Annotated in this window: 26 protein-coding genes; 13 read left to right on the top strand and 13 right to left on the bottom strand. The window is 69.8% G+C overall.

What is annotated here, in order from left to right:
- The first annotated feature begins 47 nt into the window (after nt 1-47).
- Both MUG96_RS18330 and MUG96_RS18325 read left to right on the top strand, forming a co-directional pair.
- Entirely contained in the window at nt 48-1736 is a 1689-nt protein-coding gene (locus MUG96_RS18330; protein ID WP_246985140.1) for an acetate--CoA ligase, read from the top strand.
- A 124-nt stretch (nt 1737-1860) separates the two neighbouring features.
- Nucleotides 1861-2028 carry a hypothetical protein gene (locus MUG96_RS18325; RefSeq protein ID WP_246985138.1) on the top strand — a complete coding sequence of 56 codons (168 nt, stop codon included), beginning with the start codon at nt 1861-1863 and terminating at the stop codon, nt 2026-2028.
- Here the strand turns inward: MUG96_RS18325 and MUG96_RS18320 are convergent.
- From MUG96_RS18320 to MUG96_RS18300, 5 genes are all read right to left on the bottom strand, one after another.
- Complete coding sequence (locus MUG96_RS18320; RefSeq protein WP_246985136.1) at nt 2025-3341, bottom strand: hydroxyacid-oxoacid transhydrogenase; 1317 nt, start codon at nt 3339-3341, stop codon at nt 2025-2027. The two genes, MUG96_RS18325 and MUG96_RS18320, sit on opposite strands and share 4 nt — an antisense overlap.
- 147 nt (nt 3342-3488) lie before the next feature.
- On the bottom strand, nt 3489-4163 hold the full coding sequence (locus MUG96_RS18315; RefSeq protein WP_246985135.1) for a cyclase family protein: 675 nt from the start codon (nt 4161-4163) through the stop codon (nt 3489-3491).
- A 40-nt stretch (nt 4164-4203) separates the two neighbouring features.
- Nucleotides 4204-4362, bottom strand: coding sequence for a hypothetical protein (locus MUG96_RS18310; RefSeq protein ID WP_246985133.1), 159 nt, complete (start codon nt 4360-4362; stop codon nt 4204-4206).
- 70 nt (nt 4363-4432) lie between these two features.
- Complete coding sequence (locus tag MUG96_RS18305; RefSeq protein WP_246985130.1) at nt 4433-5650, bottom strand: acyl-CoA dehydrogenase family protein; 1218 nt, start codon at nt 5648-5650, stop codon at nt 4433-4435.
- A gap of 140 nt (nt 5651-5790) precedes the next feature.
- On the bottom strand, nt 5791-6045 hold the full coding sequence (locus MUG96_RS18300; protein WP_246985128.1) for a hypothetical protein: 255 nt from the start codon (nt 6043-6045) through the stop codon (nt 5791-5793).
- 100 nt (nt 6046-6145) lie between these two features.
- Here MUG96_RS18300 and MUG96_RS18295 point away from each other — a divergent pair, with 100 nt between their 5' ends.
- The 4 genes from MUG96_RS18295 (at nt 6146) to MUG96_RS18280 (ending at nt 9719) form a co-directional block, all read left to right on the top strand.
- Complete coding sequence (locus tag MUG96_RS18295; RefSeq protein WP_246985126.1) at nt 6146-6310, top strand: hypothetical protein; 165 nt, start codon at nt 6146-6148, stop codon at nt 6308-6310.
- A gap of 133 nt (nt 6311-6443) precedes the next feature.
- Nucleotides 6444-6641 carry a hypothetical protein gene (locus MUG96_RS18290; protein WP_246985124.1) on the top strand — a complete coding sequence of 66 codons (198 nt, stop codon included), beginning with the start codon at nt 6444-6446 and terminating at the stop codon, nt 6639-6641.
- 207 nt (nt 6642-6848) lie between these two features.
- A complete protein-coding gene (locus tag MUG96_RS18285; protein ID WP_246985123.1) occupies nt 6849-8366 on the top strand; it encodes a phosphoenolpyruvate carboxykinase (ATP) in 1518 nt (505 codons plus the stop codon).
- A gap of 117 nt (nt 8367-8483) precedes the next feature.
- Nucleotides 8484-9719, top strand: coding sequence for a mandelate racemase/muconate lactonizing enzyme family protein (locus MUG96_RS18280; RefSeq protein WP_246985121.1), 1236 nt, complete (start codon nt 8484-8486; stop codon nt 9717-9719).
- 70 nt (nt 9720-9789) lie between these two features.
- Here the strand turns inward: MUG96_RS18280 and kdgK1 are convergent, their stop codons facing one another.
- The 5 genes from kdgK1 to MUG96_RS18255 form a co-directional block, all read right to left on the bottom strand.
- Nucleotides 9790-10743, bottom strand: a complete 954-nt coding sequence (gene kdgK1 / locus MUG96_RS18275; RefSeq protein ID WP_246985119.1) for a bifunctional 2-dehydro-3-deoxygluconokinase/2-dehydro-3-deoxygalactonokinase — start codon at nt 10741-10743, stop codon at nt 9790-9792.
- Between the two features lie 34 nt (nt 10744-10777).
- A complete protein-coding gene (locus tag MUG96_RS18270; protein WP_246985117.1) occupies nt 10778-11863 on the bottom strand; it encodes a glucose 1-dehydrogenase in 1086 nt (361 codons plus the stop codon).
- 97 nt (nt 11864-11960) lie between these two features.
- Nucleotides 11961-13154 carry a LolA family protein gene (locus tag MUG96_RS18265; protein ID WP_246985115.1) on the bottom strand — a complete coding sequence of 398 codons (1194 nt, stop codon included), beginning with the start codon at nt 13152-13154 and terminating at the stop codon, nt 11961-11963.
- 83 nt (nt 13155-13237) lie between these two features.
- Nucleotides 13238-14410, bottom strand: a complete 1173-nt coding sequence (locus MUG96_RS18260; RefSeq protein ID WP_373222123.1) for an MFS transporter — start codon at nt 14408-14410, stop codon at nt 13238-13240.
- Nucleotides 14411-14579: 169 nt separating this feature from the next.
- Nucleotides 14580-14942 carry a DUF5658 family protein gene (locus MUG96_RS18255; protein WP_246985111.1) on the bottom strand — a complete coding sequence of 121 codons (363 nt, stop codon included), beginning with the start codon at nt 14940-14942 and terminating at the stop codon, nt 14580-14582.
- Nucleotides 14943-15157: 215 nt separating this feature from the next.
- Between MUG96_RS18255 and MUG96_RS18250 the strand changes: the two genes are divergently transcribed.
- The 3 genes from MUG96_RS18250 (at nt 15158) to MUG96_RS18240 (ending at nt 17822) form a co-directional block, all read left to right on the top strand.
- Nucleotides 15158-16258, top strand: coding sequence for an NADH:flavin oxidoreductase/NADH oxidase (locus tag MUG96_RS18250; protein WP_246985109.1), 1101 nt, complete (start codon nt 15158-15160; stop codon nt 16256-16258).
- Between the two features lie 49 nt (nt 16259-16307).
- Nucleotides 16308-17318, top strand: coding sequence for an NADP-dependent oxidoreductase (locus tag MUG96_RS18245; RefSeq protein WP_246985107.1), 1011 nt, complete (start codon nt 16308-16310; stop codon nt 17316-17318).
- A 129-nt stretch (nt 17319-17447) separates the two neighbouring features.
- Nucleotides 17448-17822, top strand: coding sequence for a hypothetical protein (locus tag MUG96_RS18240; RefSeq protein WP_246985105.1), 375 nt, complete (start codon nt 17448-17450; stop codon nt 17820-17822).
- A gap of 16 nt (nt 17823-17838) precedes the next feature.
- On the opposite strand, the gene MUG96_RS18235 is transcribed toward MUG96_RS18240, so the two are convergent.
- Nucleotides 17839-18444, bottom strand: a complete 606-nt coding sequence (locus tag MUG96_RS18235; protein ID WP_246985103.1) for a class I SAM-dependent methyltransferase — start codon at nt 18442-18444, stop codon at nt 17839-17841.
- A 196-nt stretch (nt 18445-18640) separates the two neighbouring features.
- Here MUG96_RS18235 and MUG96_RS18230 point away from each other — a divergent pair, with 196 nt between their 5' ends.
- The 3 genes from MUG96_RS18230 (at nt 18641) to MUG96_RS18220 (ending at nt 21223) form a co-directional block, all read left to right on the top strand.
- A complete protein-coding gene (locus tag MUG96_RS18230; RefSeq protein ID WP_246985101.1) occupies nt 18641-19858 on the top strand; it encodes an acyl-CoA dehydrogenase family protein in 1218 nt (405 codons plus the stop codon).
- A complete protein-coding gene (locus tag MUG96_RS18225; RefSeq protein ID WP_246985099.1) occupies nt 19858-20463 on the top strand; it encodes a sugar phosphate nucleotidyltransferase in 606 nt (201 codons plus the stop codon). The genes MUG96_RS18230 and MUG96_RS18225 overlap by 1 nt, the downstream gene beginning before the upstream one ends.
- 76 nt (nt 20464-20539) lie before the next feature.
- Entirely contained in the window at nt 20540-21223 is a 684-nt protein-coding gene (locus MUG96_RS18220; RefSeq protein ID WP_246985097.1) for a histidine kinase N-terminal 7TM domain-containing protein, read from the top strand.
- 220 nt (nt 21224-21443) lie between these two features.
- Here the strand turns inward: MUG96_RS18220 and MUG96_RS18215 are convergent, their stop codons facing one another.
- A complete protein-coding gene (locus MUG96_RS18215; protein ID WP_246985095.1) occupies nt 21444-22202 on the bottom strand; it encodes a hypothetical protein in 759 nt (252 codons plus the stop codon).
- Nucleotides 22203-22335: 133 nt separating this feature from the next.
- On the opposite strand from MUG96_RS18215, the gene MUG96_RS18210 reads away from it, so the two are divergent.
- Nucleotides 22336-23454, top strand: a complete 1119-nt coding sequence (locus MUG96_RS18210; protein ID WP_246985093.1) for a site-2 protease family protein — start codon at nt 22336-22338, stop codon at nt 23452-23454.
- A gap of 4 nt (nt 23455-23458) precedes the next feature.
- On the opposite strand, the gene MUG96_RS18205 is transcribed toward MUG96_RS18210, so the two are convergent.
- Complete coding sequence (locus tag MUG96_RS18205) at nt 23459-25258, bottom strand: PAS domain S-box protein (protein ID WP_246985091.1); 1800 nt, start codon at nt 25256-25258, stop codon at nt 23459-23461.
- Between the last annotated feature and the right edge of the window lie 59 nt (nt 25259-25317).

Here is a 25317-nt window from a genome sequence, read left to right as displayed (position 1 = left end):
CGGCCGCCAGCCATCTTTTTGTGCCGGTCCGGTGAACGTGTACGGGAATGTCACGAGGAGAACGCCTGGACGCGTACCACTTCTACGAGGACGACTGGGACAGCTACGAGGGGTTGCGGGAGGCGTTCGAGTGGGAGGTGCCCGAGCGGTTCAACATGGCCGTCTACTGCTGTGACCGGTGGGCCGAGACGGACGACGAGCGCGTGGCGCTGTACGCCGAGGCCGACGACGGGACGAGCGAGACCTACACCTTCGCGGAGACCCGCGACGTGACGAATCGGCTGGCGAACTACCTCCGCGAGCAGGGGGTCGAGCGGGGCGACCGCGTGGGCGTGAACGCGCCCCAGTGCCCGGAGACGGTGTTCGGCCACCTCGCGGCCTGGAAACTCGGCGCGGTGTCGGTGCCGCTGTCGACGCTGTTTGGCCCCGACGCCGTCGCGTACCGACTGAGCGACTGCGACGCGGTGGCGGCCGTCGTCGACGCGTCCAATATCGAGAACGTCCGGGAGGCACGCGACTCGCTGCCGGGGCTGGATACCGTCCTGACCGTCGGCGTCGACGACCCCGACACCGGGGCTGGCGAGGCCGACCTCTGGGACGCCATCGCGGACCACGATCCGACGTTCGAGCCAGTCGAGACCGCCGCCGAGGACGACGCCATCTTCATCTACACCTCGGGGACGACCGGCGACCCGAAGGGGGTGCGCCACGCCCACCGGATGTTGCTCGGCCACCTCCCGCTTTTCGTCACTACCTTCGGCAATATGCGGATGGCGGAGACGGACGTGTTCTGGACGCCGGCGGAGTGGGCCTGGATCGCCTCCCTGTTCGACGTGGTCTTCCCCGGCCTCTACTACGGCCGGCCGGTGGTGGCCTACGACGGCGGGCAGTTCGACCCCGAGGAGGCCTTCCGGATCGTCGAGACCTACGACGTGACGAACTTCTTCGCCCCGCCGACGGCCCTGCGGATGATGATGCAGGTCGAAGACACCGACCGCTTCGACGCCGACTCGCTGCGGACCATCGCCAGCGGCGGCGAGTCGCTCGGCCAGTCCATCGTCGACTGGGCACAGGACACCTTCGGCGGGACCGCGGTCCACGAGGGCTACGGCCAGACCGAGGCCAACATGCTCGTCGGGGACTGCACCGCACTCACCGAGTTCCGGGAGGGGTACATCGGGCGCGCCGGCCCCGGCCACGAGGTGACTATCGTCGACCCGGACACCGCCGAGCCGACGGTCGATCCCGGCGAGGTCGGCGAGATCGCCCTGCGCTACGAGGGTAATCCCGTCTGTTTCGTGGAGTACTGGAACAAGCCCGAGAAGACCGAGCGGAAGGTGCAGAACGGCTGGCTGCTGACGGAGGACCTCGGGACGATGGACGAGGACGGCTACGTCGCGTTCAAGAGCCGGAAGGACGACGTCATCATCTCGGCGGGCTACCGGATCGGTCCGGAGGAGGTCGAGGACAGCGTCGCGGGTCACGAGGCCGTCGCCGACGCCGCCGTCATCGGTGTCCCCGACGACGAGCGCGGGCAGGTCCCGAAGGCCTTCGTCGTGGTCGCGTCGGGTCTCGGAGCCGACGACGACCTCCGGGAGTCCATCCGCCAGCACGTCCGCGACCGGCTGGCGAAGTACGAGTACCCCCGCGAGATCGAGTTCGTCGACGACCTCCCGAAGACCGCCACCGGAAAGGTCCGCCGGAAACCCCTCCGCGAACGCGAGGGCCTGGAGTAGTCCCCGACTACGACCCGCTTCGCCGCCGTTTCTCTCTTTTGCCCATCACTTGCCACCGCCGTCGGTGCGGCTTCGCTGCCGGCCGCGAAACGCTTTTACCGCCCAACCGACGAACTCTACATCTATGGCACGCGCTACCAAATGTCACGAATGTACCGGGCGGTTCGAGCGCGGTGGGTTCGTCGAGTGCCCGGACTGCGGGCGGTCGTTCCACGAGGCGTGCCTGTCGTACCACCGGGAGTTCGGGTGTCCCGAGGCCGAGGACCCCGCGCTCGACGTGGTGGAGTTCTAGGCCTCCCAGTTGTGCAGGGCGTCCCGGAAGACGTCCTCCACGTCGTCGGCGGTGACGGGGCGGGGGTTCGCGCGCAGGAGCCGCGCCTGCGTCTCGACGGTCTGTTCGGCCAGCGGGCGCACGTCGTCCTCGGTGATGCCCGCGAGTTCGTGGAGGCCACTGGGCAGTGCGTTCAGGTCCTGCTGTAACTGGATGTACTCGGCCTTGAGCGCGTCGGCGGCCTCGTGGGCCTGCATCCCGGTCGTGTCGATACCGAACAGTTCGGCGATGCGCTCGTAGCGGTCGGGGTCGCTCCCGGCGTTGTAGCCGATGGTGCTCGCGGGCGTGAGCGCGGCGATGGTCTCGCCGTGGAAGGTGTGATAGCGGTTGCCGACGGGGTAGGCCATCGCGTGACAGAGGTTCGCGCCGGCGGTCAGGCCGGCGATGGCGCCGAACAGCGCCCCGAGCAGCATGTTCGAGCGGGCTTCGAGGTCGTCGCCGTTGTGGACCGCCTGCCGGACGCTACCCGAGAGCAGGCGGATGGCCTTCTCCGAGAACATCTCGGTAAAGGGCGTGCGGCCGCCGTAGACCGGGCGGTCGGCGGCCTCGCTCGGCCGGAGGAGCGAGTCGTACGAGTGGGTGGTGTACCCCTCGATGGCGTGGCCGAGCGCGTCCATCGCCGTCTTGGCGGTGAGGTCGGCCGGAAGCGTCGTCGTCAGCGTCGGGTCGAGCACCGCGGCGTCGGCCCGGACGTGGTCGCTGGAGATGCCCTCCTTGATGTTCTTCTCCTCGACGGAGAGAATGGCGAGCGGCGAGATTTCGGCGCCGGTCCCCGCGGTCGTGGGCAGGAGGACGAGCGGCGGGCCGCTCTCTTCGAGCGGCTGGCCGTCACCGGTCGGCTCCGCGATGTAATCGAGGGGGCCGCCGCCGTTGGCGATGATCGCGCGGGTCGCCTTCGCGGTGTCCATGACGCTGCCGCCGCCGAGGCCGACGTAGAAGTCGTAGCCGTCGGAGCCCTGCTCGTCGCGGACGACGGACACGCAGTCCTCGATGGCCGCGACGGAGGGTTCTCGCTCCACGTCGGTGTAGCGGTCGATCGTGAAGCCGGCCTCGCTGAGGGTCTCGTGGACGCGCGCGGCGTGGCCCAGGTCGACCAGCGTCTCGTCGGTGACGAGCAGGCCGTCGGCACCGGGTTCGACGCCCATGTCGCGGAACTGGTGGTCGAGTTCGTCGGCGGCCCCGCGGCCGAAGCGGAGGGCGGGCATCTGCACCGCCCAGACGGACTCCGGCAGGGGGTCGTGGGGCTCGGCCGACACCGAGCGGTCGTAGCTCACGCCGCCACCTCCCGCGGGCCGTGGGGGCGTGGTCGTCGTTCGAGCGCGCACTGTCGCGGGGGGGTTCCGGTCGTCTCGACCATGCGGGGCCTACGCACGACCCGATACTCAAAGGTTCCCCCCATCGGTCGGTTCGCTGACGGAAGCTCAGTCCGGTCGCGCGACGAACCGCGCGGGCGCGCCGTCGCCGCCCCGGAGCCGGAGCGGGAAGCCGAACACCTCCGGTCGCGTCCCCGTCAGTGCCGCCGGAATCGAGAGGTGTTCGGCGATGGGGACGCCCGCGGGGAGCAGTGCCCGGTGGATCGGATACGCGTCCCAGCCGTCGGGCCGCATCGCCCGGGGTCGGTCGGGGCTGGGCGTGTCGACCGCGAGCAGTTTGATTCCCCGCTCCAGCAACCACTCGCCCACGTCGTCGGCGAGCCACGGGTACCGCTCGTAGCCGTCCGCTCCGTAACGGTCCCCCCAGCCGGTCCGGAGGACGACGATGTCGTCGGGGCGGACGCCGGCGGCGCTCGTCTCCCGTTCGGCGGCCTCGATGTCGGTGACGGAGATCGGTTCCGGTTCGTCGCGGCGCACGTCGAGGACGACGCCTTCGCCGGCGAACCGCGACAGCGGGAGGTCGTCGATGGTCGCGCCGCCGTCGACCATGTGTCTGGGGGCGTCGACGTGGGTGCCGACGTGGGTCGGGGTGCCGAGCCACTGTGCGTTGACGCCCTCCTCGGCCACGTCGTGGAGCGTCTCGAACTCCGGGGCCGGCAGTGCCGCGGAGTGAGGGGCGTTCTCGTCGAAGGGCTGGGTGAGGTCGACCCACTCGCTGGTCATACGTGAACTCCGGGCGACGGCGCAAGAAAACTTCCGGGGGTCAGAGCGCCGCCGTGTCCGTGCTCCCACACTCCGGGCATTTCGTGAGCGTTCCCAGCGTCGGATGGTCCGCCGTCTCCCACTTCCCGCTGTCGGGCTCGGTCTCGAACCCGCAGTTCAGACATCGCGTTCGCGTCAGGGCCGCTGTCTCACGGTCCATGCGTGTTTTTGACACGCACACGGACATAGTCTTTGCGTGCCCGGGCGGATCACCCGGCTCCGCCGGCCGCTCACTTCTCGTAGCGGACGACGGGTTCGAGTTCGGCCTCGTCCACGTCGGCGAAGGCCTCACGGGCGATGGTGCGTTTGTGGACCTCGTCGGCGCCGTCGACGATACGGAACTGCCGGACGGTCTCGTAGAAGTCCGCGATGGGCAGGTCCTTGGTCATGCCGTTGGCGCCCGTGAACTGGAGCGCGTCGTCGATGGCCTGCTGGGTGACGTTCGCGGCGAACACCTTCGCCATCGAGACCTCGATGCGGGCCTCGTTGCCGGCGGCGATCTGGTCGGCGGCCTGCCGGATGAGCGAGCGCGCGGCCGCCAGCCGCGTGTGGTGTTCGGCGATCCTGTGGCGCGGTCCCTGTTTGTCCGCCATCTTCGAGCCGAAGCCGTCGCGTTCGCTCATGTACGCCTCCGCGATGTTCAGCGAGCGCTCGGCCATCCCCGAGAAGCGCATACAGTGAGTCAGCCGCGCGGGGCCGAGCCGTTCCTGGACGTGTTTGAACCCCTTGCCCTCCTCGCCGAGCAGGTGCTCCTCGGGCACGCGGACGTCGTTGTACTTGATTTCGGCGTGGCCCTTCCCGGTCACCTCGCTGCCGAGGTGGGGGATGTTCCGGACGATTTCGACGCCGCTGGCCTCCTTCGGGACGATGAAGACGGAACAGCCCTCGTAGGGGTGGGCGTCCATGTCGGTGCGGGCGAACACGAGGAGCACGTCGGCCTCGACGCCCTGCGTGGTGTACCACTTGTGGCCGTCGATGACCCACTCGTCGCCGTCTTTCTCGGCGGTGGTCTCGATCATCTTCGGGTCGGAGCCGGCGCCCTGCATCGGCTCGGTCATCGAGAAGCCCGAGCGAATCTCGCCTTTCACGAGCGGTTCGAGGTACTGCTCTTTCTGGAGTTCGGTGCCCTGCAGTTCGAGCAGGTGCATGTTCCCCTCGTCGGGGGCGTCGACGCGCATCGTCATGGCACCCAGAAGCGACCGGCCGGCCTCCTCGAAGACCGGCAGGGCGTCGCGGAAGTCGTGGCCCATGCCGCCGTACTCCTCCTCGATCTGGGGCGCGTAGACGCCGTACTCGCGGGCTTTCTCGCGGAGGTCGGCGACGGTACCGTCGGAGACCGTCATTCCACCGGCCAGTTCACGCTCTTTGGGCAGCACGACCTCCTCCATGAGGTCGCGGGCGCGTGACTGGAGTTTCTCTGCCGTCTCGGAATCGCTGAACGAGAGCATACCCCCCGCTTGCGCGCCACGGTAGTAAATACCGGGGGCCGGTTCTCGGATCGTCGGAACGACCCCGACGGCCGCTCCGTCGGCGGCGCCGGGGCCTCCACGCCCCCACAGACGGGATACCGTCGGCCGCGGTCGAGTCCTCAGACCGCTGTCCGGAGCCAGCCCCGGAGGCACGCATCGTCACAGTACCGGTACGTCGCCGTCCGACTGGTCGCCGTGTCGCGGACGGAGGCGACGAGGTGCCACTCGTCCGCGTAGCCGTGGCCGCCACAGACCGGACAGTCCCAGACCGTCTCGTCGTCCGGATCGCGGCCGACCGACACCGCCGTCAGGTAGTGCGTTCCACCGAGGCGCAGGGGCGTCCCGAGGTCCATCACCCACGCTTGGCCCGCCACGGCCTTCGGTCCGTCGCCGCACGTGTGACAGTCACTGCCAAACATCATGTTCGACCATGAAGTTTATATTCGCCCGTGCCACAGGTAGTCGTGAGAGCAGATGACCGACCGACCTGCGACAGACGCCGACGGACGAATGGATCCGATGGTTCCGGAGATGCCCACGCGACGCGTCCAGACCGACGGTGGACGCATCCGCGACGAGTCGTCCGCGGCGAAACTCGTAGACGAGGTCGACGCCCCGCTGGTCCCCGACCTCTCCTGAGTGAGACCCGACTTTTCTCGCACTCACGCCCGGTAGCCGCCGCTTTCGGCCGACCGAGTCGCCCGTCAGCGTGGTAGCAACTCACAAACATCATGTTCGACCATTATGTTTTATGTAGGACCGAGCCGGAGGGGTGAGTACGGACGACGCGTCCGGGATACACATGATCGAACGGCCTCCGATTGACGCGGACGGACGAATGGACCCGATGGTTCCGGAACTGCCCACGCGACGCGTCCAGCCCGACGGCGGGCGGGCGCGCGAGAACACGGCCGGGATCGAGGAAGTACTCGCGGAGGCCGACGCGCCGCTGGTCCCCGACCTCTCCTGAGCGACCCTGTGACGCTCGGTTTCACCCTCGTGACCGGCGGGACCGGCGGCGACAGACCCGAGTCCGGTTCCAGCCCGCCCGATACTCGCGGCTGTCCCCCGCAGTCCGGCGGTGCCCGGGTCGCTCTAGCACGCCCCACGGAACGTCCTGTCAGTGCGCGACGACTCTGAAAGTATTAAATCACTCCTGCACTATCGTTCGGGTACGATGTCAGAGTCCGGGATGACAGTCCAGAAACCGGTGTCGGCCCTGCCCGACCCGGAGACTGCCGACAACGTCATCTACGATCCGTCGCTCGACCAGCTCCGGGAGTTCTCCAGTCACTTCGAGACGACGACCGAGTTCGGGTCCCCGTCGTACGTCAGCGACTACCGCTCGCGAAGCGCCGACCGCACGCGCAACGCCGTCGACCACGAGTTCGACGACGCGGACTACGCCCACGTCGCCGACGCCGTGACAGCGACCGAGGAGACCGAGATGGTCTGTCTCGACCGGCAGATGGGGCGCCACGAGGACGCCTCGTACGTCTGTCGCTACTACGTCCCGAAGGAGTACGGCCGCATCGCGCTGGCCTGGGCCAAACTGTTCGAGCCCGTCCGGGGCGACCGCGAGCCCGACTTCTACACCGTCCAGGTGCCCGACGCCGACGAGACGGCCATCCGCGTCCTCCCCGACGAGGGCTTTACCGCCGTCCTCGGCTCGGACTACACCGGCGAGGCCAAGAAGTCGTTCCTCCGCCTGTTCATGCTCGACGCGAAACGGCAGGGCGGACTCGGCCTCCACGCCGGCAGCAAGCGCGTCCGCCTCCAGCGCGGCGCGGACGGCGAGGACGACCTCGACACCGTCGGCCAGCTGTTCCTCGGCCTCTCGGGCACCGGCAAGTCCACGCTGACGGCCCACGGCCTCCGGCTGGACGACCCCGAGGATGCGACCATGCGCCAGGACGACGTGTGTGCGCTCCTGCCCGACGGCACCGTCGCCGGCAGCGAGGGCCAGGGGCTGTACATCAAGACCATCGGCCTCGACGAGAGCGAGCAACCACAGCTCCACGGCGCCGCGACCGACGAGTCCGCGGTGCTGGAGAACGTCGACGTGGCCGACGACGGCACGGTCGATTTCGACTCCGACCGCCACACCTCGAACGGTCGCGCGGTCATCCAGCGCTCCGAACTCTCCTCCGCGGGCGAGGAGATCGACCTCCCGGACGTGGATCAGGTCTTCTTCATCACCCGGAACCCGGCGATGCCGCCGGTCGCCAGGCTCGACCCCGCACAGGGTGCGGTCGCGTTCATGCTCGGCGAGTCCGTCCAGACCAGCGCGGGCGACCCCTCGAAGGCCGGGGAGTCCATCCGCGTCGTCGGCACCAACCCCTTCATCGTCGGCCCGGAGGGCGCGGAGGGCAACCGCTTCCGCGACCTCATCGCCGACCTCGACGTCGAGTGTTACGTCCTCAACACCGGCTCCGTCGGCGGCCGCGACGTGGGCGTCGAGGACACCGTGACGCTCCTGCGCGAGATCGCTCGCGGGACCGTCGAGTGGACCCACGACGAGGCCACCGGCCTCACCGTCCCCGGCGAGGTGCCCGGGATGGACGTGACCGACTTCGACGTGGCTGCGAACCTCGACGACCACGAGGAGGCACTCGCGGACCTGCGCGCCGAGCGCGAGGCCTACCTCGACCAGTTCGAGGACCTCGACGACGAGATCCGCGACGCCGTCTACTGAGCGGGGGACGCCTCCCGGGCGCCACCGGCCGCCCGCCGTCGCTGCGGCGGCAGGCGAAATACAACTCTTATTCGAGTAAACACTCACGTTTTAGTCGCTGGACGGCAAGGACGGCGTATGAGCAGGGACTACGCGGGGTTGACGGACCCGAACGCGGAGTACACGATGCGCGATCTGTCGTCGTCGGCGATGGGACTCGGGGCGGACCGCGGGCCCCGCGACGTCGAGATCACGGACGTGCAGACGACGATGGTCGACGGGAACTTCCCGTGGACGCTCGTGCGGGTCTACACCGACGCCGGCGTGGTCGGTACCGGCGAGGCCTACTGGGGTGCGGGGGTCCCCGAACTCATCGAGCGGATGACGCCGTTCGTCGTCGGCGAGAACCCGCTCGACATCGACCGGCTCTACGAACACCTGATCCAGAAGATGTCCGGCGAGGGTTCGGTGGAGGGCGTCACCGTCACCGCCATCTCCGGCATCGAGGTCGCGCTCCACGACCTCGCGGGCAAACTGCTCGAGGTCCCCGCCTACCAGCTGCTCGGCGGGAAGTACCGCGACGAGATGCGCGTCTACTGCGACTGTCACACCGAGGCCGAGGCCGACCCCGAAGCCTGCGCGGACGAGGCCGAACGCGTCGTCGAGGAACTCGGCTACGACGCCCTGAAGTTCGACCTCGACGTCCCCTCCGGCCACGAGAAGGACCGCGCGAACCGCCACCTCCGGCCCGGCGAGATCCGACACAAGGCCGAGATCGTCGAGCGCGTCACCGAACGCGTGCGGGACCGCGCGGACGTGGCCTTCGACTGCCACTGGACGTTCTCCGCGAGCTCGGCCAAGCGGCTCGCGGCCGCCATCGAGGAGTACGACGTGTGGTGGCTCGAAGACCCCGTCCCCCCGGAGAACCTGGCGGTCCAGGAATCGGTCACGGAGTCGACGCTGACGCCCATCGCCGTCGGCGAGAACCGCTACCGCGTGACCGAACTCCGGCGGCTGATCGAGGACGGGGCCGTCGACATCGTCGCCCCGGACATGCCCAAGGTCGGCGGGATGCGCGAGACCCGCAAGATCGCCGACGTGGCGAACCAGTACTACGTCCCCGTGGCGATGCACAACGTCGCCTCCCCCGTCGGGACGATGGCCTCCGCGCAGATCGGTGCGGCCATCTCGAACGCGCTGGCCGTCGAGTACCACTCCTACGAGCTCCCCTGGTGGGGCGACCTCGTCGAGGGGACCGTCATCGAGAACGGGTCCATCGAGATTCCCGAGGAGCCCGGCCTCGGCGTCACGCTCGACCTCGACGCCGTCGCCGAGCACATGGTCGCCGGCGAGACGCTGTTCGATCCGGCGTGAGCAGGACGCGAGCCGCCGTCGGCAGCGTTCTCGTCGCCATCGGTTCGGCCGCCGACAGCGCGAGCGGCCGTCAGCGACCGATGCCGCCGGCGTCGGACTCGGTGACGGCACGGACCTCCGCGGGGGTAACGAGCGCCACGTCGCCGCGAATCTCGCGTTTCAGCGCCGCGGTCGCGGCGCCCCAGGACAGGGCCGTCGGCACGTCGCCGCCCCCGAGGTACTGCGCGAGGAAGCCGCCGACGAAGGCGTCGCCCGTGCCGATGGGGCGGCTGTCGTCGGCGTCGTAGGCCGGTTGCTCGTGGACGGCCCCCTCGTGGAGCGCGAGCGCGCCCTCGCTCCCCCGGGTGACGACCGTCGTCTCGAAGCCGTAGTCGGCGGCGAGGTCGCGGGCGACGGCCTCGGCGTCGCCGTCGTAGTCGAGCACCGCCCGCGCGTCCCGCTGGGCGACGACGAGCACGTCGACGGCCGGCAGCAGGTCGGAAAGCGTCGCCCGCGCCTCGGCGGCGTCCCAGAGCTTCGCCCGGTAGTTCACGTCGAAGACGGTCGTCGCCCCCGCATCCTGCGCCCGGTCGAGCAGGGCCGCGGTCGTCTCCGCGAGCGTCGCCGAGAGCGCGGGCGTGATCCCCGTGGTGTGAAACGCCGCGGCGTCGTCGAGGCGGTCGGTCGCGAGGCCCTCGACCGTCGCGGTCGTGACCGCCGAGTCCGCGCGGTCGTAGACGACGGCCGTCTCGCGCTGGCGGCCGCCCGGTTCGAGGTAGTACGTCCCGACCCGGCCCTCGTCGGCCCAGGTCACGGCCGGGTCGACGCCGTGGCTCCGGAGCGTGTCGGCGATTCGCCGGCCGAGCGGTCCGTCGGGGAGCTTCGACAGCCACGCCGTGTCGAGACCGAGGCGCGCGGCGGCGACGGCCACGTTGCTCTCGGCGCCGGCGACGTGGACCGCGAACTCGTCGGCCCGTTCGAGGCGCTCGCCGTCGGGCGGCGAGTACCGCAGCATCGTCTCGCCGGCGGTGACGAGGTCGGTCACGAGGCTCCCTCCACGCGGTCGCTCGGTGACGGCGTCATAGCTCCGAGAATGCGACGGCGGTCTTGATACGCTTTGGGTCGCCGCCGTCGGTCCGGCCCCCGAAGGCCGCCCGGTAGTCGGCCACGTCGTGGACCGAGGTGACGATGGATTCGAGCAGCGACTCGGGGAGCGCGTCGAGGCTGTCGACCGCCGCCGCGAAGTGCCGGCGGTTCGCGTTCACGCTCCCGACCAGCGCCTTGTTCATCATCACGAGGTCCTTGTGCAGGCGGCCGCCGTCGACCGTGAACTCCCAGGATTCGGGCAGGCCGAGCAGCGCGGCGACGCCGTTGGGCGCCAGCGCCGCGACGGACTCGAAGGCGTGTTTCGCGTAGCCCGTGGCCTCGACGACGAGGTCGGTCTGTTCGTGGGCGGCGGGGAACTCGTCGACCGGCGTCTCCCTGCTGTCGACGTAGGTCGCACCGATCCCCTCGGCGATCTCGATGGTCGGGTCGGGGCGGTCCCGACGACCCAGACAGTACAACCGGTCGTAGCCGCGCTGGTCGAGCAGCGCGAGCGTGAGCAGGCCGAGCGACCCGTTCCCGAGAACGAACCCGCTCTCGGGCCGCCAGTCGAACGTCGACCGCGAGGCCGTCGCCAGGTCCAGTGCCTTCTCCACGACGCTGATCGGCTCCACCAGGAACCCCCACTCGGCGGCTTCGCGGGGGATCGGCACCAGGTTCTCGACGGGGCTCGTGAAGTACTCGCTCATGAACCCGTGGGCACCGTCGATACCCCGCTCCAGGCAGGCCTCGGGCGGCGCCATGTCCGCCTCCCCGCGCTCGAAGTACTCGTTTGGGCCCGCCGCCGGCGGCAGCCTGATCGTCGGTACCACTGCGTCCCCGGGTTCGAGCTCGCTCTCGCCGACCACCTCCTCGACGACGCCGACCGCCTCGTGGCCCAGGACGAGGTGGTCCGCACCCTCCGGAAAGCCGCCGTGACTGCCCCCGATGACCTCCGCGTCCGTCCCGTCGACGCCGACACGGAGCGTCCGCACCAGTGCCTCGCCCGCCCCGGGCGTCGGCCGGTCGATGTCGAGTACCGTCGGCTCGCTCTCCCCGCGACGGATCGCGACTGCGTCCATACCACCGACTTCGCCCTACGCGGCTAAAAAGTTTATTCTACTACGAGTAAATCCTCTTTAGCGCCGTGAGCGTGGCCCGGGTCGCCCGCGCCGCCGCTCACCGACAGCCGACGGAGTCGGCGAGGGCGAGCAGTTCCGCCCGGTCGACGCCGGTCGTCGTGAGCTTGTACTGGGTGCCGTCGCAGGTCCAGACGACGGACCGGTCCGGGCCGAGCGTCCGGTACGTGGCCGCCCGGCCGGCGACCGTGACCCGTTCGCCCTCCGTACTCGGGCGGTAGACCGGCTCGATCTTCGCGAACTCGACCGTCGCGGTCGCGTTGACGTACCGGAGGCCGACGCTCGTGACCCGCTCGCCGTCGGTCCGGGTCGCACTCGCCAGGACGAAGTCGGCGGGCAGGTTCGGCTCCGGCACCGACATCGACGCCGCCGCACGGAGCGCGACGACGGAGCCGTACCGCTGCTGGTCGGGCGCGACGGCTCGCTCGACGGTGGCGTTCGTCGGCGGTTGGAACCGGAAGGTCTCCGCCGGGAACTCGGGGTCGAACGTGACGTTCGTGTACGTCGCGGTGACGACGGTGCGCTCGCCGCCCTGCGTCCAGCCGGTCTGTCGTTTCAGCGGGACGTACCGCTCGGCGTCGAGCCAGAGGGTCTGTGTGTAGTTGGCGACCGGCGTCGCGCCGCCACCCGCGTGAGACACGCTGACGACGAACACATCCCGGCCGCCGACGGTATCGGTCCCCTCGTAGCTGACTGCGTACCCGTCGGTCGCCGCGCCCGCGGGGCCGTCGACGGAGGCGTTGCCGCCCGCGGCCGGGACGACGGGCAGCGGCGACACGCCGCGGGTCGGCGCCCCGTCCGCGGCGTCGGCCGTCCGGTTCAGCCGGGCCAGTAGCTGCGGGATCCGGTCGAAGCCGGCGCCGGCGCTCCCGTTCACGTCGTACCACGTGGCCGTGTTCGCGTCGCGGTCGTACTGCCACCGTCCGGACGCGTTCGCGACGACGAGGTCGACACGTCCCGGACCGGATCGGCGCTCGATCCGGACCGCGTCGCCGAACCGGCGATGCACGCGGTCGACCGTCCGGTGGGTCTCGTTGCCGCGTTCGATCACCGTTTCCCGGGTCGCGGCGAACCCGTCGAGGCTCCGGAGCTGTGCCGCGGCGTCCTCGGCGCTCGGCTGTCGGACCGACTCCCCGCCGGTGGCACCGACGAGCAGTCCGACGCCGACGACACCCACCAGTACGAGGAGGGCGACGAGCAACAGCGGTCGCCGGGGGCTGGACCGCTCGACCATCGTCAATCGAATATTTCGACCAGCCTGAAAGTCGTTTCGAGACTCGACCGCCCGACTGCGGTTCCGTCCCGGACGCGGGTCCGTCACCCCCGCAGCGCGCCGCGTGCCAGCAGGCCCGCGCTCGCGAGCAGGCAGGCCACGAGGCCGGCGAAGGCCACCCGGTAGGAGACGGCCGTGGCGACGACCCCGAGATAGACGGGGCCGAGTGCGCCGACGCCGAGGAAGAGCGCCCGCGCCGCGCCGAGGTCGCCGCCGACGTTTTCGTCCGGTGCCGCGTCGAGCAGGATGGCGTCCGCGATGGGGAACTGCGCCTTGTAGCCGACCGCGAAGACGGCGATGGCGGCGACGACGGGGAGCAGACCGCCGACGGCCTCGACGACCACGAGCGCCCCACCGGCAAAGAGCAGGGTGACGACCGCGACCGGCCGCCGGGGGACCCGGTCCGAGACCGCGCCGGCCAGGGGTTTCGCCCAGATGCCGACGAGGAAGACGACGGCGAACAGGCCCGCCGCCAGCGACTCGGAGAATCCCTTCGATTCGGTCAGGTAGGTCGGGAGGAAGTTCACCCACGCGCCGATGACGAAATAGAAGAGCGCGAACGCGACCAGCGCCTCCCGCTGGGCGCGGGTGGTCGCCAGCCGGCGGACGGTCGCGACCAGCCCGATCTCCGTCCGCCCGAGTTCGTAGGCGTCGCGGTTCCAGACGACGTAGACGACGCCGATCAGCGCGAGCAGGACGGCGACCGGGGCGAACGGCGCCCGCCAGTCAAGCGCCCCCGTCGTGACCGCCTGGGGGAGCCACGCCGCCGCCCCGCCGGTCACGAGCACCCCGACCGCCGACGCGAGGATGCCGCCAACGTCCGTCCCGGCCGAGTAAAGCCCCAGTGCCCGCCCGCGGCGTGCGACGAACAGGTCCGAGAGCAGCGCCCGCGAGGGCACCGCGAAGAGGCCCTTCCCGACGCCGACGACGACCGCCGCGAGCAGGAAGAGGGGGTAGGAGACCGTGACGGAGAGGACGAGGAAGCCGACGGCCAGCGTCCCGAGCCCGGGGACGATCAGCGACGCTCGCGTGAACCGGTCGGAGAGCCGGCCGCTCGGGAACTGCGTGAGTGCGTAGATGCCCTGAAAGGCCCCGAGCGCGACCCCGGCGGCGACCTTCGTAATGCCGAGGTCGTCGATGATGGCCGGCAACAGCGGCGAGAGCAGGAAGCGGCCGAACTGGAGGGTCGCCCACGCGACCGCGAGGCTGACCAGCATCCGCCCGCCGTAGCCCGCGAACAGCCGCTCGTCGTGGGTGCTCACGCCCCGTGTCTGGAACGGCCCGTACTTGTGTGGCTCGGGTCCGCGCGGCCGTGTGGCGGAGTCCCACGCCCGCGCGCTCCATGCTCACCCACGCCCGCGTCACGGCCGCCACACCCCGCCCGCGTCACAGCCCCGCCAGCGTCAGCGTGTTGAGTCCGACCACGACGACCGAGACGACGGCGAAGCCGGCCAGCGCGCGCTCGGCCAGGCGGTCGGGCAGGACCGCCCACGTGACCACGAGGACGACCAGCGCGACGAGTTTGAGCATCCCGATCCCGGGCGTCCCGTAGGTCGCGAGGAAGGCCCGGGCGACGGCGTTGCCCTCCTCGACGCCCAGGCCGAGCCCGGCGATGGTCGTCACCACGTCCAGCGCCGAGGCGACGACGACCACCGTCCAGAGGACGGCGTGGGATTCGGGGAGTCGCCGCTCGACGCGCCAGACGAGCGACACGTCCCCCTCTCCGGCCGCCGAGTCGGACCCACCCATCTCGCCCGTATCGTGGACGCGAGCCGACATAAACGCGGCTCTCGGGTTCTCGCACCGACGGGATATATCAACGCCGGACGGGCGCGAAACGACGCGCCGCCCGGCGGTCGGGGCGGACTGACGGGCGGGCGCGACGGGGCCCGAGCGCGTCCGGGATAGCGGCCCGTCTCGCCGCGAACGCCGGGCGTTAGGCCGGGGGTCGCCTGGTGACGACGATGAGCGCCGATCTGTTCACCCCTCTCTCGCTGTCCGACGCCGAGTCGCCCAACCGCGTGATGGTCTCGCCGATGTGTCAGTACTCCTGTGCGGCCCGCGACGGCCTCGCGACGGACTGGCACTTCCAGCATCTCACCTCCCGCGCCGTCGGCGGCGCCGGCATCGTCATGAGCGAGGCTACCGCCGTCGAGGCACGCGGGCGCATCTCCCCGGAGGACCTCGGTATCTGGAGCGACGAGCACGCCGACGCGCTCGCGGACATCACTGACTTCGTCCGCGAGCAGGGCAGTCTCCCTGGCATCCAGCTGGCCCACGCCGGCCGGAAGGCCGCGACCACCCGGCCCGCCGACGGCCACGACCCGCTCCAACCCGACGAGGGCGGCTGGGAGGCCATCGCGCCCTCGGCAGAGCCGTGGCCCTACGCGGACGCCGACGCGCCGCCGACCCGCGCGATGGACGCCGAGGACCTCGCGACCGTCCGGGGAGCCTTCGCCGACGCCGCCCGCCGGGCCGACGAGGCCGGGTTCGAAATCGCGGAGGTCCACGCCGCTCACGGCTACCTCCTCCACGAGTTCCTCTCGCCGGTGACCAACGACCGGGACGACGAGTACGGCGGCGACTTCGCGAGCCGCATCCGGTACCCGCTGGAGGTCATCGACGCCGTCCGCGAGGTCTGGCCCGACGAGAAGCCGCTGTTCGTCCGCATCTCCGCGACCGACTGGCTCCCGGACCGCGAGTCCTGGACCGTCGACCAGTCCGTCCGCTTCGCCGACCGCATCGCCGCCCACGGCGTCGACCTCGTCGACGTGAGCGCGGGGGCCATCCACCCCGACCAGCAGGTACCCGACACCGGCCCGGGCTACCAGGTGCCATACGCCCAGCGGGTCACCGAGGAGACCGACTCGGACATCCGCGTCGGTGCCGTCGGGGGCATCACCGCACCGGAGCAGGCCGACGCCTTGGTCCGGACCGGTCGGGCCGACCTCGCCATCCTCGGCCGCGAGCACCTCCGGGACCCCTACTTCACGCTCCACGCCGCGCAGGAACTGGACCGGCTGGACGACGTGGACGTCCCTCGCCAGTACTGGCGGGCGTTCTGAGGCTCCGGGACCCGAAACCTCATTCGGCCCCCGCTCGTTCCCCCGTGGGATGACGGATACCAATCGGCAGTGGCACCTCGCGAGCCGTCCGACCGGCGAACCGACGATGGAGAACTTCGAACTGGTCGAAGCCGACGTCCCCGACCCCGGACCGGGCGAGGTCCTCGTCGAATCGCGGTACCTCTCGGTGGACCCGTACATGCGCGGCCGGATGCGCGACGCCGAGTCCTACGCCGAGCCGTGGGACGTGGGCGAGCCGATGAAAGCCGGCGTCGTCGGCGAGGTCGTCGAGTCGAACCACCCGCGCTTCGAGTCCGGCGACATGGCGACCGGCGAACTCCTGTGGGCGGAGTACGCGACCGCCGACGGCGACGCGCTCCAGCCGGTCGACCCCGACCTCGCCCCCGTCTCGACGGCACTGGGCGTGCTGGGGATGCCCGGCCGCACCGCCTACTTCGGGATGCTCGACGTGGCCGAGCCCGAACCCGGCGACACCGTCCTGATTTCGGGGGCGGCGGGCGCGGTCGGCTCCGTCGCCGGCCAGATCGGCAAGCTCAACGGCTGTCGGGTCGTCGGGATCGCCGGTGCCGAGGAGAAGACCGACTGGCTCACCGGCGAACTCGGCTTCGACGACGCGATCAACTACAAGGAGACCGAGAACCTCCGTGCCGCGGTCGCGGAGGCCTGTCCGGAGGGCGTCGACGTGTACTACGACAACGTCGGCGGCCCGATCACCGACGCCGCCTTCGCCAACCTCAACGAGTTCGCACGGGTCGCGGTCTGCGGGCAGATCTCGCTGTACAACGCGACGGAACTGCCGACCGGCCCCCGGAAGCTGACGACGCTCGTCCAGAAGAAGGCCCGCGTCGAAGGGTTCATCGTCAGCGACTTCCAGCCGCACTTCCGGAAGGCCACCGAGCGACTGGCGGGGTGGGTCCAGAGCGGCGACGTGCAGTACAAGGAGACCGTCACCGAGGGCTTCGAGAACATGCCCGACGCCTTCTTCGGCCTGTTCGAGGGCGTCAACATCGGCAAACAGCTGGTGAAGGTCTCGGAATAGAACTCATCCAGTCGCCCGTCTCGATAGTAGTTTATAGCAGTGTGAACAGAGAACAATATCGCTTTCGGCTCTTCCGACTTTCTGAGAGCGATGGAACCCAATATACCTCCACGAGTGGACGATTGCTGTGTGAGCACACAACAACACGATGCTGGCTCGGAAGCGGGACTGATCGAGACGGCGTCGCTGGGAGCGGAACACTGGACCGCGGTCGTACTGGTGGCTGTGACTGGCGTTTTGCACCTGTACGCGGGGGTCGTGGAGGGCGCACCGCCGGTCCTGATCGCTGGCGTCGGCTTTTTCGGCGCGCTGGCGCTCTTTCTCGTCGGGTACCGGCGGCGACTGCTGTACGCCGTCGGCGTGGTCTACACCGGGGTCCAGATTCCGCTGTGGTACGTCGTCAAGGCGGGTGCCTACACGCCCGTCGGCTACGTCGACAAGGCGGTGCAGGTCGTCCTGGTCGCTCTGTTGCTCGGCCTCCTGTGGCGTGATCGGTCGACGTGAGCGGGCGCGGGGCGGGCTATGCTCGCGGCACCGGGGGGTACGATTGCCGGAGGCCAGAGGACTTCCGGGCGACGACCTGCGTGATGGCCGAGGTGCGGCCGTCCGGTCGCTCCTCTCGGGCGGCGTCGTAGTAGAGGACGGTCATGTCGAGACAGGCGTTCACGAGTTCGTTCGCCGCGAACCGGTAGCGGTCGGTGCTCGGTCCGGACACGTCGTCGTCGTCGGTCCGGAGGTGGTGCTGGACGAAGAGCACGCCCCCGTCGACGAGGGCCGCCTTGATGTCGGGCAGGCGGTCGACACAGCGGTAGAAACTGATCGTGACCAGTTCGTACGCGTCCTCGGGGTAGGCGTACTCGCCGAGGTCGGCCTGCAGGAGCTGGAGGCGGTCGGCGACGCCGCGCTCGCGGGCGGTCTCGCGGGTGATCTCCAGGCCGGCCCGCGACTGGTCGACGGCGTCGACACGGTAGCCCTGCTCGGCGAGGAAGACGGCGTTGCGGCCGGTCCCGGTCGCGAGGTCCAGCGCGCGGCCGTCGGGTGCGGCCTCGACGTGACGCTCCAGCACGGGTGAGGGGTCGGGGTCGGTCGGGTACTCGCCGCTGCGGAACCGCTCGTCCCAGTCCATGCCCGTGGCACGGCGCCACCCACCGTGAAACCCCGTGTTGTCGCCCGCCAACCGCGCGCGGTTCAAATACCGCCCCGGTCGCTCGGGGCAAACTATAGGGCCGGCGAGGGTATCGGTACTCGGCACCATCTACCCGGCCGGGACGTGTACGCCGACCGCCGCCGGGTTCACCATCGTGGAACTCTCAGGAACGAGTATGAACTTCGAAACCACACAGGAACGGTCAATGATCCGCTCGACGGCCGCGGACGTGGCGGCCGAGTACGGACCGGCGTACTGGCGCGAGAAAGAGGAAGCCGGGGAGTTCGCCCAGGGCTTCTGGGACGAACTCGCCGACGCGGGCTTTCACGGCCTACTCGTTCCCGAGGAGTACGAGGGCGCCGGGATGGGCATGGCCGAGATGGGCCTGGCGATGGAGACGCTGTGTGCCGAGGGCTGTGGCATGGCCGGCACCTGGTATCTCGTCCTCACCGGCGGGATGGCCGCAATCGGCATCCGCGAGAACGGTACCGACGAGCAGAAAGAGCGGTACCTGCCCGACATCGCGACCGGCCAGCGGAACTTCTCCATCGGCATCACCGAACCCGAAGCGGGGACGAACACGCTGAACGTAACGACACGCGCGGAGAAAGACTCCGCCGAGGAAACCTCGGCTGACCCCACAGAAGCCACGGCTTCTGAGGAGGGCGACGAGTACGTCATCAACGGGCAGAAGGCGTGGATCACTTTCTCGGACCGCGCGGACAACATGGTCCTCGTCACCCGAACCACGCCCCGCGACGAGGTGGAGAAGGGGACCGACGGGATTAGCCTCTTCATCGTCGACATGGACAGTCCGGGCATCTCGGTGTCGCCCATCGAGAAACACGCCATCAACTACTCGAAGTCCTGTGAGGTCTTCTTCGAGGACGTGCGCGTCCACGAGGACGACCTGCTCGGGCAGGAGGACGACGGCTGGTGGGCGCTCGTGGACATGCTCAACCCCGAACGCATCGGCTTCGCGGCCGCGGGGACGGGCATCGGCAGACTCGCCGCCGAGAAGGCCATCGAGTACGCGAACGACCGCGAGGTGTTCGGGCGCCCCGTCGGCGAGCACCAGGCCGTTTCCTTCCCCATCACGAAGGCGTACACGCGGATGGAGACGGCGGCACTGATGCGACAGAAGGCCGAGTGGCTGTTCGACCAGGGCGAGCCCTGTGGCTACGAGTCCAACGTCGCGAAGGCGACGGCCGTCGAGGCGGGCATCGAGGCCGTCAAGCAGTCGATGCAGGCCTTCGGCGGCTGGGGCTACGCGAAGGAGTACGACGTCGAGCGGTGGTGGCGCGAGATCAACCTCACCCGCCTGGCACCGGTCACCCAGCAGATGGCCTACAACCACATCAGCCAGGAACTCGGCTTCCCCAAATCCTACTAATGCGGATACGCGTCGACCCCGACACGACGGAAGGTGAGGCCCAGGCCATCGCGGAGGCGCTCGCCGAACACTTCGCCGACGACGTCGAACTGTACGCGACGACCGGCGACGAACCGCTCGCGAGCGCGGCCGCCCCGGCGGGAGCGAACGGCGGACCCGCGGCCGCCGACGGCCCCGCCGGCGACGGCGACTTCCTCGCGATGAACGGCGACAACGTGTTCGACGCCGACCTCGCGGCGGTTCCGGAGCGTCACCACGCCACCGGCGCCGACGTGACACTGCTCGCGGAGGACGTCCCGCGCGAGGAAGCCGTCCGGGCGGGCGTCATCGAGCTCGACGACGCGGGCCGCGTGACCGGTCTCGTGGAGAAACCCGACGACCCGCCGTCGGCGACCGTCCCGCGTGGCTTCTACGCCTTCTCCCCGGCGGTCTTCGAGGCCTGCCGGCCGGTCGACTCGGCCTCGACCGGCGAGTACGAACTCACCCCTGCCATCGATGACCTCCTCGCGGCCGGCGGCACCGTCGAGACCGTCCCCCTCGACGGGTGGGCGACGAACGTCGACACGCCCGCTGACCGTGACGCCGTCGCGGCCCGTCTCGAATGAACTAATTGCCTGTTCTCTATCGTTCACTGATACGTCTCGAACCGTTACCAGCGCCTCTCGTCGAGGATGCAGTACTATGAGTTGGCAATCGACGCCGTACACCATTCCGCTGGGAATCACGGCGCTCATCGTCGCGGGACTGTTCGCAGTAACCCTGACACAGCGCTCCCAGAAGGGAGCGTACACGATGCTCGGGTTGTTCGGTGCGATCGTCGTCTGGGCCGGGAGTTACGCGCTCCAGCTCGCGAGTACCGTCCTCGGGCAGGCGCTGTTCTGGAACACGCTCCGCTTCGCCGGGCCGAGCCTCGTCACGCTCGCGTTCATCGTCTTCGCACTCCAGTACACCGGACGCGCGGACCTGGTGACTCGCCGGAACGTCGCCGTGCTAGCGGTGGTCCCCGTCCTCACGAACGTCCTGGTGTGGACGAATTACCTCGGGGTACACGGACTGGTCCGCGCGAGCGCCGAGATGACGACCACCGGCGACCTCGCGCGCCTGACGATGACCTACGGCCCGTGGTACTACATCCACGCGCTGTACTCGCTGGCGCTGTCGTTCGCCGCCATCGCGCTGTTCGTCGGCCACTGGCGCCGCACTTCCGGACAGGCACTCCGACGGACGCAACTGTTCACCGTCGGTGGCGTCCTCCCGACTGTCGGGACCCTGTTCTACGCCGCGGAACTCACCGCCATCGACTGGGGGCCAGTCACCTACGTCGTCACCGCCTGCTGTCTCGTCGTCGCGCTGTTCTACTACTGAGCGGCCTCACGCGACGACCGACGGGGCGTGCTCGCGGCGGACGCGCGTGCTCGCACCGCTCCCCGCGCCGGCGTCGAGGACCCGCCCGGGAGCGGCGTCGGCGACGCGGGTCATCTCTGTCCAGAGGAGACGCGCGAGGGTCCGAAAGCGGCCCGTTCGGGCCTCGTCGGCGTCGACGCGCAGGTCGAAGTTCCGCGATAGCGTCTTTCAGCGCCACGGGTCAGGCGGTGTGGTAGGTGGCCGCCTGGCCGTCCGTGGTCGCGACGAGCCAGCGGTGGGCGAGGTCCGGATTCTCTCGGACGTGGTGTTCGGGCACGAGCGGGAGCGGCACCGGTCGGTAGGCGTTGTCTTTCATCGCGGCGACGCCGTCGTAGCGCCCGACCTCGCCGTCGCGGTCGAAGACGTGAATCCGCTTGTCCGCACCCCACTCGTACCGGTGGGGGAACGCGTCGGGCACGGGGCCGGGACAGGTGAGGCCGTCGACGCCGTCGAAGGCGGCCACCGTCTCCCCCGCAGTTTCGAGCACGAGGTCGGGCGTCGAGTCGGCGGCCGCCAGTCCGCCGGCCGCGACCTCCCGCCAGGTGAAGTCGCCGTCGGTGCGAACGCAGGCCACGCTGCCGTCGGTCAATCGGATGCGGTCCGGGATCGTGTAGAACGTCCGCCGCCCGTCGGTGTCGTCGGCGACGAGGAGCGGCGGGCGGAGCACGTCGAGCGCGGCGTCGACATCGCCCTCGTCGACGACGAGCAGGGGGACGCGCCCGTTCCGGGCGGCGTCGGCGAGGCGGGCGACGAGATACAGCGGCGCCGGATCGCCGAGCGGTTCGACGGCCAGCGGCGCGTCGGTGCGTGCGCCGGGTGCCTCGCCGCCGGTCGCGACCGCGGCCGGCGTCGCCCGTCCCTCGGGTCGGTCGATTTCGTAGCCGCGCTCACGGAGGTCGGCGAGGACGCCGTCGACGGTCGGTGGGGTCGTCCGTGCCATCGACACTGCTAGGGCTGCGGCCGTCTTGAAACTGACCACGGGCGGTGCCGGCGCGGCAGTCGTGTCGCGCCGCCGGTCGTCCGCACTCGGGCCGGCGAACAGGTATTTACGGGGCAAACCCCTAGCGCGTGTGATGTCGACACCGCCCAGGTCGGTGCCTTCAGACCTGCCCGAACCGGATCGGCTGACGGAGACGTTCCACGTGTACGACGTGGAGGTCGAGGGCGAGAACGTCCGCTACTACGGGGAGCCACTGGCCGAGAAGGAGTCGGTGATCGAGAGCCTGGCGCCCCTGTTCCGCAAGCGGGGGTACCGCGTCCGGCTGAACTACGAGACGGGCGAGCACGTGCTGGTCGCGACCGAACGATCCACGTCCGTCGACGGGATCCCGTGGCTCAACGTCGTGCTCTTTCTCGCGACGGTCGGGACGACGCTGTTCGTCGGCGCACAGTGGTACGGCCTGCCGGTCGCGGCGGACCCCGCGACCGTCCTCCAGGCCTGGCCGTTTACCGCGGCCGTGCTGGCCGTCCTCGGCGTCCACGAACTCGGTCACTACGCGCTCAGCCGGTACCACGACGTGGAGGCGACGCTCCCCTACTTCATCCCGCTTCCCAACGTCATCGGGACGATGGGCGCGCTCATCCGGATGCGTGACAACATTCCGAGCCGGAAAGCACTGTTCGATATCGGCGTCGCCGGTCCGCTGGCCGGCCTCGTCGCGGCCGTCGCCGTGACCGCCGTCGGCGTCTCGCTCCCGCCCATCGAGACCGGTACGGCGGCCGGCACGTCGCTGTTCGCCCGGTACGAACTCGGGTACCCGCTCCTGATACAGGGGGTCGCGGTCGCGCTGGGCGAGCCGCTCCGGTACGCCGACCCGTCGCTCGCGGTCCACCCCGTCGTCGTCGGCGGCTGGGTCGGCGCCTTCGTCACCTTCCTGAACCTCCTGCCGGTCGGCCAGCTCGACGGTGCCCACGTCGTCCGGGCGCTCGTGGGTGACCACATCGACCGCATCCAGACGGCCGTTCCGCTCGCGCTGTTCGCGCTCGCCGGCTACCTCTTCGTCTTCGAGGACGGCCGCGCGGCGCCGCTCTGGATACTCTGGGGCGTGCTCGTGCTCGTGATCGGACGCATCCAGGGGGCCAAACCGATCGACGATTCGCCGCTCGGCCCCCGCCGGAAGGCGGTCGCTGCCGTGACGCTCGTGCTGGGCCTGCTCTGTTTCAGCCCCATCCCCATCGTGCTCGCGGCGTGACGGCTCACTCCGGGCCACCGGTGCGGTTCAGTTCCATCGTCACCACGTTCCCACGCGGCTCGTTCTCGCTGAACCGGAGCACTCCGTCGGACCGTTTGACGATCCAGTTGACCAGCCAGAGCCCGAGGCCGCTGCCGTGGTACAGCGGGCCGAGCGACTCGCCGTTGGTGAGTACCTCGGACTCCTCCTCGGCAATCCGCGGGCCGTCGTCGATGACCTGCACCGTGACCGTCTCGTCGCCCACCTCGACCCGCACCTCGACCGTCGGCGTCGAGCGGTCGCTGTGGATGATCGCGTTCTCGACGAGTTCCGAGAGGCCGACCTCGATCTCCGTGATAGCGGTGACGCGCACCGGCTCGGGAACCGTGGTGTCGATGGTCGCGTGCGGGTAGGTCTCGGCGAGGGAGTCGACCGTCCGCTGGACGCGCTCGCACAGGTCGATCGTCTCGATCGGGCGCGATTCCGAGAGCAACTCCACGATATCACGCTCCTTGTCGACCGTCTCGAGGAGGCGACCGCCGGTCTCTCGGATCTGTCGGGCCGCGGCCGCGATTTCGCCGTCGGCTTCGATCTCGATTCGCTCTGCCTGACCGAGGACGACCGACATGTCGTTGTGGACGTTGTGCCGGAGGATACGCTCGAGGACGTGTAACTGCTGTTCGCGTTCCTTCCGGTCGGTCACGTCCGTCTGGATGGCGACGAACTCGACCAGATCGCCGTCCTCGTCGCTGACCGGGGCGACGGTCTGATGGGCGTTGTATCGCTCGCCGGATTTCGCCTCGTTGACGACCTCCGCCTCCCAGATCTCGCCGTCCAGAATCGTCTCCCAGAGGTCCTGGTAGAACGCCGCGCCGTGGTATCCCGATTTCAGCAGACGTGGCGTCTCGTCGATCGCCTCCGCGGCGGTGTAGCCGGTGATCTGCTCGAACGCCGGGTTGACGTACGTGATCGTCCCGTCGACATCAGTGATGAAGACGGCGTGACCGGCGGCGTGGACTGCCCGATGGAAGCGCCGCAACAGGCGATCCGACCCCTCGGACTCGGCGATGCGCCGGACGACGAGGATCGTGGCGGGCGCGCCCTCCCACTCGATCCGGGTGGCGTAGAGTTCGACCGGAACGGTTCTGCCGTCCGTGCCGACGACGGTGCTGTTGAGGCGGTCGATGCTCGATTCGCCGGCCTGAATCCGCCGGAGTCGCTCCTCCGTGAGCGACTGTCCGCTCGCGTGGAGAAACTGGTGGAGCGGCTCGCCCGTCAGCGCCGCCGCGTCGTCGACGCCGAAGATGTCGACGGCGCTCGCGTTGGCGTAGACGAACCGCCTGTCGCGGATGATACCCACCGCGTCCGGCGACGCCTCGAGGATCGTCCGTGCCCGCGCTTCCGTCTCCACGAGGTCCGTCTGCGTTCGGTAATACTCGACCGCCGTCTCGACGAGTTCGACCAGCGCCGCCCACTGGTTCTCGTGTTCGTCCCTGATGAGGTAGTCGGTCACGCCGGCCGAGATCGCCCGACTGGCGACCGACTCGTCCCCCTCGCTCGTGAAGAGGACGAACGGGAGGTCCGGGTACTGTGACCGGACCATCTGCAGGAACGCGACCGCGTCGATGTCCGGCAGATCGTGATCGCTGACGAGACACTCCGGGCGGTCACTGGTTCCGAGAGTCGCCATCGCTGCCTCGACGGTCTCGCACGTCTCGACCGTCACCCGCTCCGTCGCCGCTAGCTCGCTCGCCGCCTCGCGCGCGCGCTCGGCGCTGGGTGTCACGTACAGGAGTCGGACACCCGCGGCACTCTCGCCGTCCATGTCCCGTGCCTCCGTTGGCGACGAATATAGCCCTCACGACTCGTCCTCGCCGCGGGCCA

This window comes from Halorientalis marina (genome assembly GCF_023028345.1).
In the GTDB taxonomy this organism is placed as follows: domain Archaea; phylum Halobacteriota; class Halobacteria; order Halobacteriales; family Haloarculaceae; genus Halorientalis; species Halorientalis marina.
This window is presented reverse-complemented; position numbering and strand designations above follow the sequence as displayed.

Excerpts from the sequence above, each read along its gene's own strand:
- MUG96_RS18330 (WP_246985140.1), top strand. The coding sequence starts at position 48 with ATGTCACGAGGAGAACGCCTGGACGCGTACCACTTCTACGAGGACGAC.
- MUG96_RS18325 (WP_246985138.1), top strand. The coding sequence starts at position 1,861 with ATGGCACGCGCTACCAAATGTCACGAATGTACCGGGCGGTTCGAGCGC.
- MUG96_RS18315 (WP_246985135.1), bottom strand. The coding sequence starts at position 4,163 with ATGACCAGCGAGTGGGTCGACCTCACCCAGCCCTTCGACGAGAACGCC.
- MUG96_RS18310 (WP_246985133.1), bottom strand. The coding sequence starts at position 4,362 with ATGGACCGTGAGACAGCGGCCCTGACGCGAACGCGATGTCTGAACTGC.
- MUG96_RS18305 (WP_246985130.1), bottom strand. The coding sequence starts at position 5,650 with ATGCTCTCGTTCAGCGATTCCGAGACGGCAGAGAAACTCCAGTCACGC.
- MUG96_RS18295 (WP_246985126.1), top strand. The coding sequence starts at position 6,146 with ATGACCGACCGACCTGCGACAGACGCCGACGGACGAATGGATCCGATG.
- MUG96_RS18285 (WP_246985123.1), top strand. The coding sequence starts at position 6,849 with ATGTCAGAGTCCGGGATGACAGTCCAGAAACCGGTGTCGGCCCTGCCC.
- MUG96_RS18280 (WP_246985121.1), top strand. The coding sequence starts at position 8,484 with ATGAGCAGGGACTACGCGGGGTTGACGGACCCGAACGCGGAGTACACG.
- MUG96_RS18270 (WP_246985117.1), bottom strand. The coding sequence starts at position 11,863 with ATGGACGCAGTCGCGATCCGTCGCGGGGAGAGCGAGCCGACGGTACTC.
- MUG96_RS18265 (WP_246985115.1), bottom strand. The coding sequence starts at position 13,154 with ATGGTCGAGCGGTCCAGCCCCCGGCGACCGCTGTTGCTCGTCGCCCTC.
- MUG96_RS18260 (WP_373222123.1), bottom strand. The coding sequence starts at position 14,410 with ATGCTGGTCAGCCTCGCGGTCGCGTGGGCGACCCTCCAGTTCGGCCGC.
- MUG96_RS18255 (WP_246985111.1), bottom strand. The coding sequence starts at position 14,942 with ATGGGTGGGTCCGACTCGGCGGCCGGAGAGGGGGACGTGTCGCTCGTC.
- MUG96_RS18250 (WP_246985109.1), top strand. The coding sequence starts at position 15,158 with ATGAGCGCCGATCTGTTCACCCCTCTCTCGCTGTCCGACGCCGAGTCG.
- MUG96_RS18245 (WP_246985107.1), top strand. The coding sequence starts at position 16,308 with ATGACGGATACCAATCGGCAGTGGCACCTCGCGAGCCGTCCGACCGGC.
- MUG96_RS18235 (WP_246985103.1), bottom strand. The coding sequence starts at position 18,444 with ATGGACTGGGACGAGCGGTTCCGCAGCGGCGAGTACCCGACCGACCCC.
- MUG96_RS18230 (WP_246985101.1), top strand. The coding sequence starts at position 18,641 with ATGAACTTCGAAACCACACAGGAACGGTCAATGATCCGCTCGACGGCC.
- MUG96_RS18225 (WP_246985099.1), top strand. The coding sequence starts at position 19,858 with ATGCGGATACGCGTCGACCCCGACACGACGGAAGGTGAGGCCCAGGCC.
- MUG96_RS18220 (WP_246985097.1), top strand. The coding sequence starts at position 20,540 with ATGAGTTGGCAATCGACGCCGTACACCATTCCGCTGGGAATCACGGCG.
- MUG96_RS18215 (WP_246985095.1), bottom strand. The coding sequence starts at position 22,202 with ATGGCACGGACGACCCCACCGACCGTCGACGGCGTCCTCGCCGACCTC.
- MUG96_RS18210 (WP_246985093.1), top strand. The coding sequence starts at position 22,336 with ATGTCGACACCGCCCAGGTCGGTGCCTTCAGACCTGCCCGAACCGGAT.
- MUG96_RS18205 (WP_246985091.1), bottom strand. The coding sequence starts at position 25,258 with ATGGACGGCGAGAGTGCCGCGGGTGTCCGACTCCTGTACGTGACACCC.